General features: G+C 65.1%; 12 protein-coding genes. 7 read left to right on the forward strand and 5 right to left on the reverse strand.

The window, feature by feature from the left end; all coding sequences use genetic code 11:
* Window positions 1-59: 59 nt before the first annotated feature.
* Window positions 60-1,379, reverse strand: a complete 1,320-nt coding sequence (dctA, locus tag QX126_RS04100; protein WP_315779480.1) for a C4-dicarboxylate transporter DctA — start codon at window positions 1,377-1,379, stop codon at window positions 60-62.
* Window positions 1,380-1,425: 46 nt separating this feature from the next.
* Window positions 1,426-2,397, reverse strand: a complete 972-nt coding sequence (locus tag QX126_RS04105; protein WP_315779481.1) for an amidohydrolase family protein — start codon at window positions 2,395-2,397, stop codon at window positions 1,426-1,428.
* Window positions 2,398-2,969: 572 nt separating this feature from the next.
* Here QX126_RS04105 and QX126_RS04110 point away from each other — a divergent pair.
* The 3 genes from QX126_RS04110 to QX126_RS04120 all read left to right on the forward strand — a co-directional run bounded on the left by QX126_RS04110 (window position 2,970) and on the right by QX126_RS04120 (window position 7,655).
* Complete coding sequence (locus QX126_RS04110) at window positions 2,970-4,202, forward strand: acetyl-CoA C-acetyltransferase (protein WP_315737116.1); 1,233 nt, start codon at window positions 2,970-2,972, stop codon at window positions 4,200-4,202.
* A 252-nt stretch (window positions 4,203-4,454) separates the two neighbouring features.
* The gene (locus tag QX126_RS04115) at window positions 4,455-6,242 is read left to right on the forward strand and encodes a chloride channel protein (protein ID WP_315737118.1); all 1,788 of its coding nucleotides are present in this window, start codon (window positions 4,455-4,457) and stop codon (window positions 6,240-6,242) included.
* Window positions 6,243-6,323: 81 nt separating this feature from the next.
* Window positions 6,324-7,655, forward strand: coding sequence for a sorbosone dehydrogenase family protein (locus tag QX126_RS04120; RefSeq protein ID WP_315779483.1), 1,332 nt, complete (start codon window positions 6,324-6,326; stop codon window positions 7,653-7,655).
* Window positions 7,656-7,677: 22 nt separating this feature from the next.
* Here the strand turns inward: QX126_RS04120 and QX126_RS04125 are convergent, their stop codons facing one another.
* Window positions 7,678-8,445: a thermonuclease family protein gene (locus tag QX126_RS04125; protein WP_315773089.1), complete on the reverse strand. Its 768-nt coding sequence runs from the start codon at window positions 8,443-8,445 to the stop codon at window positions 7,678-7,680.
* Window positions 8,446-8,601: 156 nt separating this feature from the next.
* Between QX126_RS04125 and QX126_RS04130 the strand changes: the two genes are divergently transcribed.
* Window positions 8,602-9,636: a S1C family serine protease gene (locus tag QX126_RS04130; RefSeq protein ID WP_315779484.1), complete on the forward strand. Its 1,035-nt coding sequence runs from the start codon at window positions 8,602-8,604 to the stop codon at window positions 9,634-9,636.
* A gap of 827 nt (window positions 9,637-10,463) precedes the next feature.
* Here QX126_RS04130 and QX126_RS04135 read toward each other — a convergent pair.
* Window positions 10,464-10,808, reverse strand: a complete 345-nt coding sequence (locus QX126_RS04135; RefSeq protein WP_315737124.1) for a hypothetical protein — start codon at window positions 10,806-10,808, stop codon at window positions 10,464-10,466.
* Between the two features lie 141 nt (window positions 10,809-10,949).
* Entirely contained in the window at window positions 10,950-11,255 is a 306-nt protein-coding gene (locus QX126_RS04140) for a hypothetical protein (protein WP_315737125.1), read from the reverse strand.
* A gap of 1,579 nt (window positions 11,256-12,834) precedes the next feature.
* Between QX126_RS04140 and QX126_RS04145 the strand changes: the two genes are divergently transcribed.
* The 3 genes from QX126_RS04145 (at window position 12,835) to QX126_RS04155 (ending at window position 14,883) form a co-directional block, all read left to right on the forward strand.
* Window positions 12,835-13,401: an MBL fold metallo-hydrolase gene (locus QX126_RS04145; protein ID WP_315779487.1), complete on the forward strand. Its 567-nt coding sequence runs from the start codon at window positions 12,835-12,837 to the stop codon at window positions 13,399-13,401.
* 27 nt (window positions 13,402-13,428) lie between these two features.
* The gene (locus QX126_RS04150; protein ID WP_315779489.1) at window positions 13,429-13,947 is read left to right on the forward strand and encodes an MBL fold metallo-hydrolase; all 519 of its coding nucleotides are present in this window, start codon (window positions 13,429-13,431) and stop codon (window positions 13,945-13,947) included.
* Window positions 13,948-14,196: 249 nt separating this feature from the next.
* Window positions 14,197-14,883 (forward strand): isochorismatase family cysteine hydrolase, encoded by a 687-nt coding sequence (locus QX126_RS04155; RefSeq protein WP_315779491.1) that lies wholly within the window; start codon window positions 14,197-14,199, stop codon window positions 14,881-14,883.
* The last annotated feature ends 36 nt before the right edge of the window (window positions 14,884-14,919 follow it).

The following is a 14,919-nucleotide window of genomic DNA, read 5'->3' on the forward strand; positions in this document are numbered from 1 at the left end:
GACAATGACGGCCTGCCTCAGGATGGTAGCTGCGCAGTCCATCGGTCGCCTCGCTGATATCAGACTGATTCGGTCAGTTCGCTGCCGGCTTCGCCATCGAGCACCTGCTGGAGACGCGTCTTGTCGAGCGCATTTTCCCAGCGGGCAATGACGATGGTGGCCACGGCGTTGCCGATCAAATTCGTCGGCGTCAGCCCCTGCGACATCAAGCGATGAACGCCGAGCACGAGCGCGACGCTGGCGACCGGAATCGTCCCAGTTGCGGCGAGCGTTGCGGCCAGCACGACGAAGGCGGCGCCGGCGATACCGGCTGCGCCCTTCGATGTCACCAGCAAAATCAGCAGCAGCCCGATCTGGTGGCTGATGTCGAGATGAGTGTTGGTCGCCTGCGCCAGGAACACCGCTGCGGTCGCAAGATAGAGGCAGGTGCCGTCGAGATTGAACGAATAGCCGGTGGGGATGACGAGGCCGACGATGCTGCGCTCGCAACCGGCCGCTTCGAGCTTCGCCAGCATGCGCGGCAGCACGGTCTCCGACGACGTGGTCGCGATGCAGACCAGGACCTCATCGCGGATGTAGCGGATCAGCTTCCACAGGCTGAAGCCCGTGAAGGCGGCGATGGGCCCGAGCACCACCGCGATGAAGATGACGCAGGTAAGATAGAAGCTGCCGAGGAGGAGACCGAGCTTGGACAGCGAGCCCAAGCCGAACTTGCCGACGGTGAAGGCGATGGCGCCGAAGGCGCCGAGCGGGGCCGCCCACATCACGATTTTGACGATGCCGAAGATCATCTTGCCGCCGACATCGATCACATCCGTCACCGCCTTGGCGCGGTCGCCGAGCCAGATCAGCGAGAACCCGCACATCACCGAGATGAACAGCACCTGCAGGATGTTGCCTTCCGCAAACGCGCCGACGAAGGTCTGCGGGATGATGTTGAGCAGGAACGGCACGAAGCCGACCGCAGCGGTCTGCTTGACATAGGGCTCGATGGTCGCGGAGTTGATGGTCGCCGGGTCGATGTTCATGCCGACGCCGGGCTGAAACAGGTTCACCGCGGTCAAGCCGATGATCAGCGCCAGCGTCGTGATCGCCTCGAAATAGATCAGCGCCTTGATCGCGACGCGGCCGACCTTGGCCATGTCGGCCATGTGGGCGATGCCGTTGACCACCGTGCAGAAGATGATCGGCGCGATCAGCATCCGGATCGCCTTGATGAAGGCATCGCCCAGCGGCTGCATCTGGGCGCCGAGATCCGGCTTGACGGCACCGAGCAGGATGCCCGCTGCCATCGCGATCATGACCTGGACCCAAAGCTCCTTCCACCAGCCGCGGCGGGCGCCTGCCTTGCTGTCGGCGGTGAGGGTCGTGGCAGTCATGATCGGTCCTGTCGCTGAAGGGCTCGAAGTTGCAGCTGGCGGTGACTCAGCTCTTGGGCTCGAACTTGAACAGCCGTTCGGGATTGCTGACAAGCAGCTTTCGCTGCATGGCCGGATCCGGGGTGTAGAGCGGGATCAGATCGACCAGATCACCATCATTGGGCATGATCTTGACGTTCGGATGCGGCCAGTCCGTGCCCCAGATGACGCGATCGGGCGCATTCTCGATCAGTTTCCGGGCGAACGGCACGGCGTCGTGGAACGGCGGTCCGGAGGCCGAGGCGCGCTCGGGACCGGTGATCTTGATCCAGCACTTGCCGTCGCTCGCCTGCAGGTCGAGCAGCGCCTTGAACTCGGCGTCATCGATGCCCTTGGCGGCGCTGATCGTGCCCATGTGGTCGATCACATAGGTGACCGGCAGCGCCTTCAGGATCGGCACGAATTCCTGGATTGTCCCGGCCTCGAGATAAATGTCGACGTGCCAGCCGATCGCCGCGACGCGGTCCACCAGGGTGCGGAAGACGTTCATGTCGCCGACGCCGCCGAGGCGGCGGAGGAAGGCGAACCGGCAGGCGCAGATGCCGGCCCTGCCGAGCGCCGTGAGGTCGGCGTCGGACATCGCCGCGTTGATGTTGGCGACGCCTTTGTAGTTGCCGTTGCTCTGCGCGATGGCGTCCGTGACGACGCGATTGTCCGTGCCATGGACGGTGGCGTTGACGATGACGGCGCGTTCGACACCGATTTTGGCGTGCAGCGCCCGGAACATCTCCAGTGACGCATCGGGCGGCGTGTAGGGGCGGGTGGGCGAGAACGGATAGGTCGAGGCCGGCCCGAAGATGTGCGTGTGGGTATCGACGCTGCCGAGCGGCGGCCGGAAGCTCGGGGTCTTCGTCGCCGGATCCGGGCCGGCGATGCTGGGGATCTTGACCTCTTCGGCGGAGAGTTGCGCAGGGACAGCGCCGAGCACGCTCGCCGCTCCCAGTCCGGCCATGGTGGCCAGCAGATCTCGTCTCAACATCAGAGCGTCCTCCTCGGAATGGCCGCGGTCACAGGCAGGCGTTGCCTGCCAGGCTCCGGCATCGTTCGTGTTTGCTATCGTCACGCCACGATGGAGAGATCAGGCGACCTCTCAACATGGCGTCGTGATCATGGCGTGCTTCGGATCCGGAGCCGGCGGATCGCTGTGATCCCAGTTGTTCCTGATCGAGGATCTTGCAGCCTCTGCAGCATGACAAGAAGCATTGGGTGAACGGTCAGTTCGCTTGGTTGGACAATGCTCTGCAGTCCTACTGCCAACGTTGCTGAGACCCTCCGTTCGAGCTGCGTTGCAGCGCGACTGGGCGAGATGGGCTGCTCTTCAACCAGTCTGCGAGAAGGCAGCCCGAGCGCGCCGATCCGCGGAATTGTTCGTGCGACGGAAAGGTGAGTTGCGTCAACGCCATGGCGTGCGTTTTGGTCATGCGCCGGCGGCTTCGAGCGCCGTTGTGGAGACCGCATGCGCAATGCTATGCGACAGCAAAGAGGGTCGCGCGGGGCACCGAGACGCTGCGCGGCTGTCAGTTCACAACGGTATCGGGCAAAGGAAACACCATGGTCGACGCGCTCATCATCGATGCCTGCAGAACGCCGCGCGGTATTGGCAAGGCCGGCAAGGGCGCGCTCGCAGGACTGCACCCGCAGCATCTCGGCGCCACCGTGCTGCGCGCGCTGGCCGATCGCACCGGCATCAACACCGGCGACGTCGAGGACGTCATCTGGGGCTGCTCGTCGCAGCGCGGGCCGCAGAGCGGTGATCTCGGCCGCATGTCGGCGCTCGACGCCGGCTACGACATCCGCGCCTCGGGCGTCACGCTCGATCGCTTCTGCGGCTCCGGCATCACCAGCGTCAACATCGCAGCAAGCTCGATCATGGCCGGGCAGGAGGACCTCGTCGTCGCCGGCGGCTGCGAGATGATGTCGATGGACGGCCGGCGCGGCGAGGGGCCGCTGATGATGGACGCCGGCAATCTGCATCTGCGCGCGCTGCATCCGCAGTCGCACCAGGGCGTCTGTGCCGACGCCATTGCCACCATGGAAGGCATCACCCGCGCCGACGTCGACGCGCTCGGGCTGGAGAGCCAGAAGCGCGCGGCGGCTGCGATCGCTGCCGGCCATTTCAAGAAGAGCCTGGTGCCGGTGCATCGCGAGGACGGCAGCCTCGCGCTCGACCACGAGGAATACCCCCGGCCGCAGACCACGGCCGAGGCGCTGGCCGGGCTGAAGCCGGCGTTTCCGGCGATCGCCGACTACGCGCTGGACGAGAAGGGCACGACCTATCGCAACCTGATCCTGCAGCGCTATCCCGGCCTCGAGATCGACTTCATGCATCACGCCGGCAATTCCTCCGGCGTCGTCGACGGTGCGGCGGCGATCCTGCTGGCGTCGCCGTCCTATGCCAAGGCCCATGGCCTGAAGCCGCGGGCACGCGTCGTGGCGATGGCCAATATGGGCGATGACCCGACCCTGATGCTGAACGCCCCGGTGCCGGCGACGCGCAAGGTGCTGGCCAAGGCCGGGCTCAAGCTTGATGACATCGACCTGTTCGAGATCAACGAGGCGTTCGCCGTCGTCGCCGAGAAGTACATCCGCGACCTCGAGCTCGACCGCGCCAAGGTCAATGTGAACGGCGGCTCGATCGCGCTGGGACATCCGATCGGCGCCACCGGTTCCATCCTGATCGGGACGCTGCTCGACGAGCTCGAGCGGCGCGATCTCAAGCGCGGCCTGGTCACGATGTGCGCGGCCGGCGGCATGGCACCCGCGATCATCATCGAGCGGGTCTGAACGGTACATCTCCTCGATTTGAGTTGCGCGCGCCCGTTGCGGAGTCTCCCGTGGCGGGCGCCGTCGTTTTGCACCTGGGCCGCTTGTGACCTCGGCGGTGGCGCAGTTGAGGAGCGGATCGCGCGAGCCGCGGCGGTTCCACTTTCCGGACCAGTCAACCACGTTTCGACCGGAAAGGAATTCGCGCTTGTTCCGCTAGTTGCGACGGGTTATTGCCACGGCGAGGCCTCATCTTAGAAGAAACGGCTCTCCGTGCTGTCGACGCTGTCGCATATCATCGATCGCAAGGCTTCGAACCGGGTGGTCACGCGGCTGCGGGCACTGCTGCGCAGCAATGAGTTCTACCTGATACCGTTGGCCCTGGTGATCGGCGTTGCGACGGGTGCGATCGTGACGGTGATGAGCCTGATCGCGCAAGTCGCGCATGTGGTCATTTACGGCATCCCGATCGATGTCCGGCTCAGCGCTCATACCTGGGTCAACCCGGTGGTCGCCCTGATCGCGCCCGCCTGCGGCGGCCTTGCGCTCGGCATCATGGAATGGCTGCGGCGGCGCTGGAAGATCGCGGCCGCGGTCGACCCCGTCGAGGCCAATGCGCTGCGCGGCGGACGGCTGTCGATGCGCGACAGCATCGTGGTGAGCGGCCAGACCCTGGTCTCCAACGGCTCCGGCGCGTCGGTCGGGCTCGAGGCCGGCTACACCCAGATCGGCGCCGGCGTCGCCTCGCTGCTTGGGCAGTATCTCACGCTCCGCCGCAACGATATGCGCCTCATTCTCGGCTGCGGTGCGGCCGCCGCCATTGCGGCCGCCTTCGGCGCGCCGATCACGGGGGCGTTCTATGCCTGTGAGCTGATCGTCGGCGTCTACTCCGTCGGCAGCGCGGCGCCGATCCTGGCGGCCTCGCTGGCGGGTGCGCTGACCTCGCAATATCTCGCCGGCGCGCCGTATTCGCTGGAGGTCGCCAAGGTCGGCGCGGTCGGCTTCGAGCAATACATCGCGCTGTTCGTGCTGGCGCTCCTCGTCGCCGGCATCGGCATCGTGGTGATGCGTGCCTCGCCGACGGTCGAGCGGCTGTTCGTCCGCATTCCGGTGTGGCTGCGCCCGGTGATCGGCGGGGTCTGTGTCGGCGCCATGGCGATCGTGACGCCGCAGGTGCTGGCGGCAGGCCACGGCGCAATGCTGCTCGACCTGCATCGCGAGATGGCGGTCGGCATGATCGCCACCATCATCGTGCTCAAGCTCGCCGCCTGCCTGATCTCGCTGGCCTCGGGCTTCCGCGGCGGTCTGTTCTTCGCCTCGCTGTTCGTCGGCAGTCTGCTCGGCAAGCTGTTTGCGGGCCTGCTCGCGCTGGCCGGCCTCGGGCTCGCGATCGACCCGCTGGTGGCGATGCTTACCGGCATGGCGACGCTCGGTGTCGCCATCGTCGGCGGACCGCTGACGATGTCGTTCCTGGTGCTGGAAATGACCCGCAGCGTCGACGTCACCGCCGTTGTGCTGGCCGCCTGCATCGTGACCTCGGTGTGCGTCCGCGTCCTGTTCGGCCACTCGTTCTCGACCTGGCGCCTGCATCTGCGCGGCGAGACCATCCGCAGCGCCAACGATGTCGGCTGGCTGCGCAACCTCACGGTCGAGCGGCTGATGCGCTCCGACGTCGGGAAGGTGCCGACCACGACGAGCATCGCGGCCTGCCGGCGCGAGTTCGCGCTGGGCACGCGCCAGGCCGTGGTGGTGGTGAACAACAGCGACGATTATTGCGGGCTGGTCTCCTTGCCCGATTTGTTCTCGGGCGAATTGGATTCCATTGCCGACGAGATCCAGGTGGTCGAGCTCGCCAAATATTTCGACGTCGCGCTGTTGCCCGAAATGAACGTCAAGACGGCGATGAAGATCTTCGACGATTCCGGCGCCGAGGTGCTGGCCGTGCTGGAGTCGGAGAACAGCCGCAAGGTGATCGGCTTCCTGACCGAGTCCTTCGCGCGCCGCCGCTATGTCGAGGAGATCGACCAGGCGACGCGCGGCGTGCTCGGGGCGCTGTCGTGAACGCGTCCCATCGCCGCGACGCGTGATCCCTGGGCCGGCACCAGGGCAGGCTGACGGCCGATCGAGACGCGTGAGGACTGCATGACGAGACGGATGAGCACGGCTATCGTGGCCGCCTTGAGCGCGCTGGTGACGGCTGCGGCGACAGCACAGCCCGCGGTGCTCAAAGGCAAGGACGCGTTCGGCAGCTGGCAGGGCGATGCACCGGGCACGATCAGGCTGATCCGTCCCGAAGACCTGCCCAAACCGGGTGCGACGGCGTCCGCAGCCAACGTCTCCCGCGTGGTGCAACGACCGGCCTCCGCCGTACCGAAGGTCATCGACGGTTTCAAGATCGCGCTGTTCGCCGAGGGGCTGAGCGGGCCGCGCATCATTCGCACCGCGCCGAATGGTGACATCTTCGTCGCCGAGACCCGGGCAGGGCGCGTCCGCGTGCTGCGCCCAAGCGAGGACGGCAGCAAGGTCGCGTCGAGCGAGATCTTCGCCGACCGGCTCGGCCATCCCTTCGGCATTGCGTTCTATCCGAGTGCCGATCCGCAATGGGTCTATGTCGCGAGCACCGAGCGCGTCATGCGCCTTCCCTATCGTGCCGGCGACATGAAGGCGCATGGGCCGCTGCAGGTCGTCGTGCCCGATCTGCCGGCCGGCTACGGCCATTCGACCCGCGATGTTGTCTTCACCAGGGACGACAAGCGCATGCTGGTGTCGGTCGGCTCCGTCGGCAATGTCGGCGAGGCGCTGGGAGAGCCTGCCGGCGGAATCAGTGCCTGGATCAAGGCGCACCCGCTCGGCGCGGCCTGGGGCGGGGAGGCCGACCGTGCCGGCGTGCTCGCGTTCGATCCCGACGGCAACAACCGCAGCCTGTTCGCCACCGGCATCCGCAACTGCGTCGGCCTCGCCATCCAGCCCACGACCGGAACGCCGTGGTGCTCGACCAACGAACGCGACGGGCTCGGCGACGATCTGGTCCCGGACTACGTCACGCGCGTGAAGGAGGGCGGGTTCTACGGCTGGCCCTGGTACTACATCGGCGACAACCCTGACCCGCGCCATGCCGGCGAGCGCCCGGACCTCAAGGGCAAGATCACCGTGCCTGACGTGCTGCTGCAACCGCATTCGGCCTCGCTCGGTCTGACGTTCTACGACGGAAATCTGTTCCCGCCGGAGTATCGCGGCGACGCCTTCGCGGCGGAGCACGGCTCGTGGAACCGGTCCAAGCGCACCGGCTACAAGGTGATTCGGGTCAGGCTCAAGGACGGCGTGCCCACCGGCGAATACGAGGATTTCGTCACCGGCTTCGTCCTCAATGACCGCGAGGTCTGGGGCCGGCCGGTCGGCGTCACCGTGGCGCGCGACGGCAGCCTTCTCATTTCCGAGGACGGCAATGGCACGATCTGGCGCGTGAGCCGCTGAGCGCCGCACCACCACCTGTGACTCACTTCTTCGGCGCGCGGCAGTTGAAGGCGCGGCGGAAGCCGGCGGCCCTTGCGTCGTCCTCGGAGCAGAACCAGCGATCGGGCTCGGTGGTCGCGGGATAGCTCGGGCAGCCCTGCAGATGATAGATGCCGATGTTGCCGGTGACGCGCGCTCGCACCGCGAACTTGCCCTTGATGCTGCAGCCCGGCGGCGCGCTCGGCGCGTCCGGGAACAGCACGGCACGGATCTCGCGGTCGCGGTCGGTGCGGCAGGCGGCGCCGAGCAGGGCGCCGTCCTTCTTGTCGGTGCGGAACTCGGCCGGCGCGACGAAGCAGCCCTTCCAGAGTCCGCGCAGCGCCTCCTTGGCCGCGGCGACATCGTCCTTGACCCGCGCCTTCGCGGCCGGGTCGGCGCCGACGGCGAAACCTGCGCGCGCCATTTGCTGGTTGAGGCTGACCCTGTCGCCGTCGACGGTGCAGAGGCCGATCCTGCGGGTCTTGAGCGGCTTGTCCGGACCGAGATCGTCGCAGCGCACCGCGCGGCCGCCGATCAGCTTGCCGAGCTGCTCGCGCGCCTCGACGCCACAGCTCCAGGAATCGGCGTGATCGTCGATGCAGAGCTGGTCGACCTCCGGCGCATCGATGCCGTCGAGCCGGAACACCGTGTCGCCGAGCTGGATCGTGTCGCCGCTGCGCACCGTGGCGCTTGCGGCCAGCGACGCGCCGGTCATGCCGGCTCCCAGCACCATGGCCCCACACAACGACAACAGCCGGTCTCGCAGCCGCATGCTTCCTCCCGCAATCACATTCATCAAATACCCGGCCGAAGTCCTATCACAGCGCGCGTGAGTCTCGCCAAGGGCGGCGCCGAACGGTGCCGCCGGACGGCCACCTTGCGCGGGGGGCGGCTGCTACCCATCTGACCGGGCGAAGGAAATCTTGCCATGTTGGACTTTACCTCCGATCTTGCCGGCGCGCTGTCGCCGTCGCGCGCGTCTGCTGCTGCGCCGGCCGACGACCGCGCGCTGCTCGACGCCTATTCCAATGCCGTCATCGATGTCACCGAGCGCGTCGGTCCTGCGGTCGTGCGTGTCGAAACCGGCCCCAAGGCTGGGGCGACCGCCGGCTCCCGCGGCGGGCTCGGCTCGGGCATCGTGATCTCGCCCGACGGCCTCGTGCTGACCAATAGCCATGTGGTCGGCTCCTCCAAGAGCATCCGGCTGCGCGACGTCGAGGGCGTCGTCACCGATGCGCAGGTGCTCGGCGTCGATCCCGACACCGATCTGGCGCTGCTGCGCGCCAACCACGCGCGCGACCTGCGCTACGCCGCGCTCGGCAATTCCAAGAGTCTGCGCCGCGGCCAGCTCGTGGTCGCGATCGGCAACCCGCTCGGGTTCGAATCGACGGTCACCGCCGGCGTCGTCTCGGCGCTGGGGCGCTCGATCCGCTCGGTGTCGGGCCGCATGATCGAGGATGTCATCCAGACCGATGCGGCGCTCAACCCCGGCAATTCTGGCGGCGCGCTGGTGTCGTCTGCGGCCGAGGTGATCGGCATCAACACCGCCATCATCCAGGGCGCGCAGGGCATCTGCTTTGCGGTCGCGAGCAACACCGCCCAGTTCGTGCTGTCGGAGATTATCCGCCACGGCTATGTCCGCCGCGCCTATATCGGCGTGTCCGGGCAGACCGCGCCGGTGCCGCGGCGACATGCGTTGCTCGCCGGTGTCGAGAACAAGATGGGCGCGCTGCTGATGCAGATCGAGCCGGACGGGCCCGCGGCTCGCGCCGGCCTGCTGCCTGGCGACGTCGTGATCAGGCTCGACGGGGTCGAGATCAACGGCGTCGACGACCTGATCCGCGTGCTCGACCGCGACCGCATCGGCCGTACCATCGCGATGGACGTGCTGCGGCTGGGACGACTGCGCGGCATCGACATCCACCCGGTGGAGCGCAAGCCGGCGGCAAGGCAGGCGTCTTAGCATTGCATTCGTGAGATGCTGAGCTGCAGCCACGACCACAGCTGTCGCCCCGGCGAACGCCGGGACACATAACCCCAGGGAGCAGTTTGAGGCAGGTGCGTCGTGAGCACCTCGCGCCACACGTCCGCCGCGGCGTATGGGTCCCGGGTCGGCGCCGCGCCGCGCTGTCGCGCGTCACGGCTTGCCCGGGACGACAGCGGTGGGTGGGTCGGATATACGCTTCAAACAGCGATTGGTATAAGGTCTCGTTCCCGCGGCGCGTCGCGCCCGAGTTCTGCGATCAGTTCGGTCCCTCCTGATAGTGCAGAGGGCGCAGGGAATGCCGGGTGAAGGCCTCACCCATGGCCCGCCTGCTGAAAAAATGCAGGCGGCAGGTACCACAGGTGCTGCCGTAGCCGGCATTCCCTGCGCGATGGTCTTCACGCTTATACGCAGTCTCCCTGGTGCGCCGGGCTTGTTGGCCACCATTCGCGACAACGCTTGCGCATTGCGCGGGACACCAGCATCGGGGTGTCAGGACGCTGCGACTTCACGTCCGCAAGCGATCGTTCGTCCGCGCATCCGAAGACACACTGCGATCTCTCGCGGCCATCGCTCCCCGCCTCGCGTGTCGTGACGATCGCGCGCAACGCGCCTCCGCAGTGAGGCGGGATGCGCGCAGACAACCGCGATTTCTGGAAATACGCAGCATGTTTCTACCCAAAGTTCAAGGTGGCCATGGACCTTGCGGGACGCTGTCCGGAACGTCGGCTGGAGCCCAGATTCCGGACCGATGCACCGCTGGGCCCAAGACGGCTTGCTACACAGGATGGCCAGAGGGCGGCTGGTCAACGGTTAGCATCCACGATGATCTTAGCAAGCAACCACACTCCGAGACCAATGATCAGGATCGGAGCCAGTGGCCAAGGCAAGTTGAGAAGCGCCCAAAGCCCCCCTGCGAAGCACACGACCCCGCAAGCGACCCAGAAGCCTTCGATCCTGATGTCCATCTGCCAGCGGGCATACTCCGCCGCGAGGATGAGGATGCCAACACCCATGAGAAACCATTCCCAGGGCACCGGCACCAGCATGGCGATGCCGACCCAGATGAAGAACACGGCCCAGGCAACGGCGTCGATCTGCCCGGCGATTTCGGTGGACGATCCGCGATTGAACGCTGGCTGGCTGTTCATGCCTTTCTCCATTTCGTCGTTCGAAGGAACGAGCAACCGAAGACCTAGAGCTTGGGTTGCATGGACCGGATCATGGCCTGCGCTGGAACAAGGGCGGCAACTCTCCCCGACCCGGGGGGCGCAAGCGACCGATAGGCGGAGCTACTCCGACCACAGGATGTCGAAGCGGTTGAAGCCAATTGACTTCGTTACGAACTTGGGGGTCTTGCCGGACAGGCCTGCCAACGCGCCCGACGTGAACTTGATGAGGGCCTTGCCGGACCCGGCTAAGCCAACTGCCCTTCCGTCCTTCATCTCGATCGTTGCGGTTCCTTCCTGCATTTGGGTTAGGGCGAGACCCCCGGGCGTCCTGTGGACGCCGCCGACGAGGACCAGCTTTCCAGTTGGACCATCTCCGATCAAACTGAGCACAGAACACGTCACCATTGTAACTAATCGCTTGATCATGGAGTGTCCTACTGCGAAGTTGCGCGACCTTGATCTCAATACGAGCCCGCCCATTGACCGAGATCAACAGGGCAATCATGTGCGTCGGATGCGCACTCTCTAAGCTGGAAGGCGATGGGCCGCCCCCGGACCGCGCCGCCCGGGTCAATCCATCAACAATGAGGCCCGGTCAGGTCAGGCAAGCAGACGCATTTGGACCTCGGTCGACAAGTCGGGAAAGGGCACGTGCCGACATCGGCGGGGTGACCTTAATCTCTCATGCCATCAGAAACCTTGCACGACTTGAGACCGCGAAACCAGCCTTCGATCTCCTCGGACTTCATAGGATCTTTGTGAGCGCCCACTGAAGGGTGAGACGACACGGCATTCGTACACCCGACACACACCGGCGACTCAAAGGCGCACCAATTCTCTGCGGGGGATTTAGATGAATGCCTGAAGCAGTTAAGCCAAGGTGGCTCGGATGCGCCCATATGTCTGTCACTCCACGTAACAGGCTGCGACCGGAAATCTACAGTTTTTCGTGCGAGCGACCGCTGTTGTGGGCTGCTTGCAAGCCAAGGCATGCGCGGCAGTCAGGACAAGATTCCTGCACCTTCTCGATGGCGCGGCGACATAGATCGACCGGCTTCTCTTGGCCGTCAGCCGCCGAGGCCAAGATCTTCTCGGCGAGGCATGCCATCAAGGAAGGTGTCCGCTTTGCTTCGGGTATCGTTCTTGCAGCGTCCGCCAGAACACCCCGCAATGCGGCGCGAGGATACGTTTGCGACCACTCGCTCTGCGTCAGCGCCATCAGTTCCCCCACAGACAGACAACTCACACTACTTACAAACGAAAATCGGCTGTTGAGCTTTGCTCGGCGCCTCGCGCTCGAAAATTGGGCCGTCGAATGTGACATTCGACGGCCCAATTCGTTCGGTGTCACTGGTGAACGATCCAGGGGCGGTCACACCGAGGAGACGAAAGTATAATTAGGTCATTGAAAGCCGGACATCTTGGCTATCTCGACTTAGGTATCTCGATGCGCTTCGCGGAGGCGGGTAGTTTCCCCATTTCATTCTCGATCAGCCGGAGCAATATGCGGCTCTTATGCGGATCCGTCTCCTCTCGCAGGAGCGCTTTGTAGTGAACCAGGTTCTGGTTGACGATGAAGCTTTCCAAGTCAGTCATTCGAGCCTCGCCTTCCCACGCATCATTTATAAGGTATGCGGTGCGCGAGGCAGAACCATTTTCAGTGCCCAAATCCTGCAGACATTGCTCAATGCGCGTCGGGGGGCGTCCCCAACCGCCCTTGGCGTGCTCAATCTCGGTAGTCCGCATTGGGGCGCAAGCCGCTGCTTGGCGTTGGACTGCGGTAGATCGGCTCTGGCCTGAAGAACGGACATCGCGTTCGGGGCCGGGCGGCGCCTTGGGCCAGACGGAACCCGACAAGCGCTGCTCCATCGCCCTCCAGGGCCCCTCGCATTGTCCGATGTCAATGCTGCCGGGACCAGAGGATTAAGCTCCCGACCCGAAAGTCGTGCCGAGAGGAGGCCGCCATGTTGTTTGGTCCGTGTGGTTGATGACTCGATCGCCGTCGTTGTCGAGACGCCACCTGCTTTGCGCCGGCGGCGCGGGCTTTGTGTCCGCGATGGTGGGCACGCTGGTCGGGAGCGGGCGGAGCGCAAGGGCTCAGGCACTCGGCGGAGCCGTGCCGCAGGTCGATCGCTTGAAGGTTCGCATGGTCAGCGACATCATTGTCCGTCGCTTCGGGATATCGCAAAAGCTCGGTGACCTCTCGATCGCGCGCATGCAGGGCAATGAAACACCGGATGCGCCGCCCCGCGCCACCCTGGTCGGGGAATGGGGCCTCTCGATGCACGCTGAATCCCAGCGTGACAATGAGGTCCGCAATATCCTCGTCGATTTCGGATACAATCCGGTCACGCTGCTGACCAACATGGAGATCCTGAAGATCCAGCCCGAAGAGTTCGACGCGCTCGTCCTCAGCCATGGCCATTACGATCACTTCGGCGGTATGGTGGGGTTTCTCTCCGCGACAAAGGGCAAGCTTAAGAAGGATCTGCCCTTCTTCGTCGGCGGTGAAGACTGTTTCTGCACGCGGACCGTCGGGAATGGTGGTCAGTTCGGGGCGCTCGATCGCTAGGCCATCAAGGAGTCGAACCTCATCCTGATGATGGCGGACGGGCCGGCCGTCGTTGCCGATCATGCGTTCACGACGGGCAAGATCGCGCAGAGCAGCTTTGAAAAGCCGCTCAGTCCCAGTCGCGAGAAGGTCGGCATCGCCAATGGATTCGGCTGCTTCCCGGACAAGGTCTCGCCGGCGAAAAACGCCGGCGAGTTCGTCGTGGACGACTTCGAGCACGAGATCGGGACCAATTTCCTGCTGAAGGGAAAAGGTCTGGTGATTCTGACCTCGTGCAGCCATCGTGGCGTCATCAACACCATCAGGCAGGCCCAGCGCGCATCGGGAGTTGACAAGGTTCACGCGGTGATTGGTGGCTTCCACCTCGTGCCGCCGCTCGACGATGCCTACTTCAAGCAGGTCATCGCGGAGTTGAAGGACATCAACCCTGATTACCTCATGCCGGCCCATTGTACGGGCGAGCCGTTCTACGACATGGTCCGGCGCGAAATGCCGGGGAAAGTGTTCCAGTCGAACGTCGGAACGCTCTATACGTTTACGACCTAGGTGGTTGCCCCACCTTCGCGACGGGCTGACCATCGGGACCATGCGCCGCGTGCAGCGGCCGCCCAAGAAATAAGCTGAGGCGTCGGCGAGGGCGGCTGCCCGGCAATCGAGCAGCTTCAGGTCCTTTTCTCAAGTCATTGAAACGGTTGTCTCTTCCAAATCCGCGGCAAGCGCGAGCCGATTGTACACAATGGCACAGCGCTTGCTTCGTTACTTGCGAGCCATTCTCGCGGGGAGGCAATGGTCGCCATGGCGGACTCAATTGCATCGGGTGGAGTGAGCATCGCCGCCGAGCCCGAGCCGATCGCGCTCGACTGGGACGAGACGGCGCTGCTCATCATCGACATGCAGCGCGACTTCATGGAGCCGGGCGGTTTTGGCGAGACGCTGGGCAACGACGTCTCGCAGCTCGCGCGCGCCGTGACGCCGATCGCGAACGTCCTGGGGGCGGCGCGCAAGATGGGCATGCTCGTCATTCACACCCGCGAGGGCCACAAGCCGGATCTGTCCGATGCGCCGCCGGCCAAGGTCGAGCGCGGCGCGCCATCCCTTCGCATCGGTGATCCCGGCCCGATGGGGCGCATCCTGATCCGCGGCGAGCCGGGGCACGACATCATTCCTGCGCTGTATCCGATCGCCGGCGAGGTGGTAATCGACAAGCCGGGCAAGGGCGCGTTCTACGCCACCGAACTCGGCGATGTGCTGAAGCAGCACGGCATCGCCAACCTCCTGGTGTGCGGCGTCACCACCGAGGTCTGCGTCAACACCACCGTGCGCGAGGCCAATGACCGCGGCTATCGCTGCGTCGTCGTCTCCGATGGCTGCGCGTCCTACTTTCCGGAATTCCACGAGATGGGCCTGAGGATGATCAAGGCCCAGGGTGGCATCTTCGGCTGGGTCGCGGACTCGGCCGCGGTCCTGAAGGCGATGAACTGAGAGATGAGCCGAGAGACGAGTTGAGACGGATGAATT

The sequence above is a fragment of the Bradyrhizobium sp. SZCCHNPS1003 genome, from assembly GCF_032381555.1.
GTDB lineage: Bacteria > Pseudomonadota > Alphaproteobacteria > Rhizobiales > Xanthobacteraceae > Bradyrhizobium.